We start from the raw sequence: 4914 nt of genomic DNA on the forward strand, positions 1-4914 counted from the left end.
TGCCGTCCTTCGCGCCATCAGCATCTGGCTGACAGCATTAGGAGACACGCCCTAGTCCATCCCGCGCAGGTCGAGCACCAGCTCGGAGTCGCCGTCTGCCTGCAAAACCACCGGGATGCCCCAGTCCTGCTGGTAGAGGTGGCACGCGGCGTGATCCGGGATTTCGCCGTCCTCGGTCTCCGGGCCATCGCACGCAGCCGCGCGGGCCGTAATGTGGAGGATTCCCTCAGGCACGTCCGAGGACAGCTCGAGGTTCCGCAGCAGCCCTACCGAGGTGCCACCGCCGGAAAGCAGCAGCTCGGGCGGGGTCGACGAAATCTTCAGTTGCGTAGGGTCGCCCCAGCGGTCGTCGAGCTTCTGTCCGGTGGGGGCCGTGAAGCGCACGGTGAGTTCCAGGTTCCCCGGCGCCACCGGACTCTTGGGCCGCTGCGTCTGGGAGGCGCCCTCGTCTACCTGCTGGGCTTCCTTGGGGATGGGAACCAGGACGAGCTGGTGCTTGTTGGATTCGACCACCACCAGCAGCGGTTCGCCGCCTTCCGGGTAGACCACGACGACGTCGCTCGGCTCTGCGAGTCCCCTCGCCAGGGTGGACACGGCCTTAGCCGCGGGATCGTAGCGCCGCACGGCACCGTTGTAGGTGTCTGCGACGGCCACCGAGCCATCGGGGAGAACCGTTACGCCAAGAGGGTGCTGCAGGCGGGCTTCAGTGGCTTCGCCGTCCCGGAAGCCGAAATCGAACAGGCCCTTGCCTACGGCCGACTCTACGGTCACGCCGGTTTCGCCAAGGACCAGGCGGCGCAATGCCGAGGTCTCGGAGTCGGCCACCCAGATGTTGTCGTCCGCATCCACGGCCAAGCCGGAAGGCTGGGCGAACCAGGCTTCCTCGGCGGGGCCGTCAAGCAAACCTTCGAGGCCCGAGCCAGCCAGGATGGACACCTCGCCAGAGAGGGGCTCGAAGGCGAAGATCTGGTGCGTGCCGGCCATCGCGATGACAACGCGCTGCAGCTTCTCGCTCCACACCACGTCCCACGGCGAGGAAAGGGACACTCCGGTCCCGGCACCCAGTACCCCGACGTCGAGTGCGTCGGCCGCGAAGTCGGCCGGACCGGCGTCGTGGTGTTCAGCCCAAACGCCGGCACCGCTTTCCGTAACCCGGGCCGGACCGGCGTCGAGCAGGCGCTGGACGCCGTTGCCGGCAACTGTCTGCACATAACCCGAGCTGAGCGTGACACCGCGGAGGCGGTGGTTCACGGTGTCCGCGACCACTGCTTCGTAGCCAAGCTGCCAAGCGAGCGACGACGGGAGCACCGCCACGCCCTGCGGCTCGTTGAACTGGGCAATTTCCGCTGCGCCGTCCAGGTAACCCTTTGTTCCGGAGCCGATGACGCGTTCCACCGTCTCAAGGTCGGGACGAAGTTCCACCAGTCGGTGGTGGCCGGAATCGACCACTAGGTAGTTGCCGTTGTCCAGCTGGGTCGCCTTGCCGGGGAAGCGCAGGGTGCCCGACGTCGGGACGGGAGCCACGTAGGGGCCGTCACCGCGGTGGAGGGTCCCCTTGGCTTCGTGCTCGGCCACGAGCTCCTCGAGGAGCACCGCAAGGCCGTCTGCGTGGCCCTCACCGGAAAGGTGCGCCACGATGTAGCCCTCAGGGTCCACAACCACCAGTGTCGGCCAGGCGCGGGCCGTGTAGGCCTTCCACGTGGCGAGCTCGGGGTCGTCCAGGACGGGGTGGTGGATTTCGTAACGCTCCACGGCGGATGCGAGGGCCACGGGATCGGCTTCGTGTTCGAACTTGGGAGAGTGCACGCCGACCGTCACCAGGACGTCGGAGTACTTTTCCTCGAGCGGGCGCAGCTCATCCAGGACATGCAGGCAGTTGATGCAGCAGAACGTCCAGAAGTCCAACATCACGATCTTCCCGCGCAGCGCTTCCAGGTCCAGGCTCTTCCCACCGGTGTTGAGCCAGCCACGGCCCACCAGTTCAGAGGCGCGGACACGCAGTTGGGTGCGTACGGTTTCGCTCATCAGCGTCCTTCCAGGTTGGTCTTGCTTTCGGGCTGCTTGGAGTCCCGATCAGCCAGTTTGGCATCGCGGTCTGCAAGCCGCGCAAACATATCGTTGTAAGCATTAAGGTCGGCGTCGTTATTCCTGTCCGCCGCCCGGTCGGTGCGTTTGGTCTCGCGCTCATCCGAACGCGACCACATGACCGCGACGCCGATCGCCACCAGCAAGGTGGGAACTTCGCCGATTCCCCAGGCCACGGCGCCGCCTGTCTGCTGGTCCAGCAAAGCCGATTGTCCCCAGGTCCGGCCGAGGTTGCCGAAGTAATCGGCAGCGAGCAGTCCGGTGCCTCCCATGATGGACACTCCGAAGAAGGCGTGGAAGCCCATCGTGGCGAGCAAGAGAAGCAGCCGCATGGGGTAGGGCGCACGACGCGGCAGAGGGTCCGTGCCGATCATGGTGAGGACGAAGATGTAGCCGGTGAGCAAGAAGTGCAGGTTCATCAGTTCATGGCCCACGTGCTCACGCATCGCCCAGCCGAACGCGTCCGAGAAGTAGAACAGGACGATCGAACCGGCAAAGTTCGCGGCGGCGAAGAGCGGGTGGGTCACCACTTGGGAGAACTTCGAGTGCACAAACACCAGGAGCCATTCACGAAGGCCACGGGAGCCGTCCCCGCGTGATCCCTCGCCGCGCGACGGCAGGGCCCGCAATGCCAACGTCACCGGAGAACCCAGGACAAGGAACAGCGGCGCCACCATCGTCAACGCCATGTGGTCCACCATGTGGGCGGAGAACAGTACGCGGCCGTAGACCGACGGCGGTCCAGACGTGATGTAAGTCAGGACCAGCAGGCCGATCATCCAGTTCACGGCACGGAACCATGACCAGGAGTCACCGCGGCGGCGGACCTTGACCACGCCAAGGATGTAGCTCGCCGCGCCGAAGAGGGCCACAGCCACCCAAAGCCAGTCGAAGCGCCACTCGGTCAACCAGCGCGCGGGCGTCAGTTCGGGCGGCATCTCGTAACCGGACAGGATGAAGGCCGGCGAGGCGTCGGGCGCGTAGGTGGTGGGCAGCGGCGGTGCCGAACTGGCCAGCGCGACGGCGAGTCCCGACGTCGCGCCCATCACCAGAAGTTCAACCAACACCAGCTGCCACAGCACGCGACGCGTGGTCATCGACTTGCGGCCCAGCTGCGGGATCACCCACTGGCGGTGCATGAAACCGATGCCGCCGAGTACAACGGTGGCCAGCGCTTTCGCCAGGATGATCTGCCCATAGGGGGTGCCGACCAAGGCCGAAAAGCTGGTGACCCGTATGCTCGCGTTGACGACGCCCGAAGCGAAGACGAGCACGAAGGCAAAGCCTGCCAATGCTGAGAACCGGCGGAGCGTCTGCTCCGTGATGTCCCTGGTGCCTGTTGCCTTGGAACCCCGCAGGAGGCCCGAGAGAACCGCAAGCATGATGATGCCGCCCACCCAGGTTGAGACGCCCACCAGGTGAAGGCCGAGCGAATTGATGGCGCCCTCATGGTCGCTGGAGCTCGCGGAGTGGCCGATGAGTGCGCTCGGCACCAGTCCGCCCAGGGCCAAGACGAGCGTCAGCGCGAGTCCCGCCAATGATCGGACGCCGAACAGCGCGGTTGTGACAATCGCGGCGATGATCGTCACGGCGAGCCATGCCTGGCCCGTCTGGATATCCGTCATGAAGTAGACGAGGGAAGCAGTGAACTGCGCGTCCCCGGAGAGGCTCTGGCCGGCCACATCCGCGTAGGTCAGCACGAGGACCGCGACGGCGGAGAGCGTCCAGGCTGCGCCCGCTGCCGCCGCTACGGCCAAAGCACGGGCGAACGCGGGGTGTTCCGGGGCGTCGTCCTCCCTGGAGCGGGATACGTGCTTGGGAAGGATGACGACGGCGAAGATCAGCCCGCCGATCACAGTCGCCAAGGACACGTTGTGAATCGCTTTGGCGACAGGCAGTCCCCAGCGGACCAAGGCCCCTGGATCAGAGACCTGGCGCGCGGCCGAGGCGCCGGAGAAGATCAGGGCGCCAGCGAGAGCCAAGAGGAGTGCAGCAAAGCCCGCAAGCTGCCACGGTAGGGAGATCCCCTCCACAGCAGCGCCTGCCTTCGTTCCCGGCTTGGAAGCGGGCGAGGGGGCGGTGGCGGGAGTTTTGGCTGATGGCACCTATCCATTGTCCGCTAACCTCGGCGGCGCGGCGAATCGGGAGGATTAACACAGAAAGGCGGCAACCCGCAGGTTGCCGCCTTTCTAAGGCGTGCGCCGAAGTGTCTTACTTCTTGGCGACAGCTGCCTTCAGCTTGGAGCCAGCGGTCAGCTTGACGCTGTGGCCAGCGGCGATCTGGATGGTCTCGCCGGTCTGCGGGTTGCGGCCCGTGCGGGCAGCGCGGTCGGTGCGCTCGATGGCGAGCCAGCCCGGAATGGTGATCTTCTCGCCAGCGGCGACGGAAGTCTCGAAAACTTCGAACAGGGCATCGAGCACGGAGTTGACTGCAGCCTGGCTGGTGCCAGCCTTGCCAGCTACCTCGGAAACCAGTTCGCTACGGTTCTTAGCCATTTGTGTCCTCCTGGACTTTACGATTTTGGAGCTCACACACGGCATGCGTGCGAGCCACTGTTCGAAAACTTACCAGCTTGGGAGGACACGGCCAGCAAATTCCGCGTGTTTCCGCGCTTTTTTGACCAAATTCACCCTATTTCGGGCGCTTTTGGGGGTCAATTCCGCCGCGGGCGAACTCCCCGCCCCTCAACGCTCGCTCACTTATACCGGGTCCGGGTCCGACGCCCGCTCACGTATGGCGGGTCCGGGTCCGACGCCCGCTCACGTATGGGGGGTCCCGGCGGGACGCTCGCTCAAGGCTGCTGCCGGACGCTGCGGGTGTGGCTGCGC

General features: G+C 65.6%; 3 protein-coding genes. All 3 read right to left on the reverse strand.

The features are described from left to right. Positions 1 to 51: 51 nt before the first annotated feature. Positions 52 to 2025 (reverse strand): NHL domain-containing thioredoxin family protein, encoded by a 1974-nt coding sequence (locus tag QRN52_RS18515; RefSeq protein ID WP_284754871.1) that lies wholly within the window; start codon positions 2023 to 2025, stop codon positions 52 to 54. Further along, on the reverse strand, positions 2025 to 4190 hold the full coding sequence (locus QRN52_RS18520; protein WP_284754872.1) for a bifunctional copper resistance protein CopD/cytochrome c oxidase assembly protein: 2166 nt from the start codon (positions 4188 to 4190) through the stop codon (positions 2025 to 2027). The genes QRN52_RS18515 and QRN52_RS18520 overlap by 1 nt, the downstream gene beginning before the upstream one ends. A 106-nt stretch (positions 4191 to 4296) precedes the next feature. Next, complete coding sequence (locus QRN52_RS18525) at positions 4297 to 4581, reverse strand: HU family DNA-binding protein (RefSeq protein WP_184739845.1); 285 nt, start codon at positions 4579 to 4581, stop codon at positions 4297 to 4299. Between the last annotated feature and the right edge of the window lie 333 nt (positions 4582 to 4914).

The sequence above is a fragment of the Arthrobacter sp. efr-133-R2A-120 genome, assembly GCF_030209835.1.
Classification (GTDB): Bacteria; Actinomycetota; Actinomycetes; order Actinomycetales; family Micrococcaceae; genus Arthrobacter.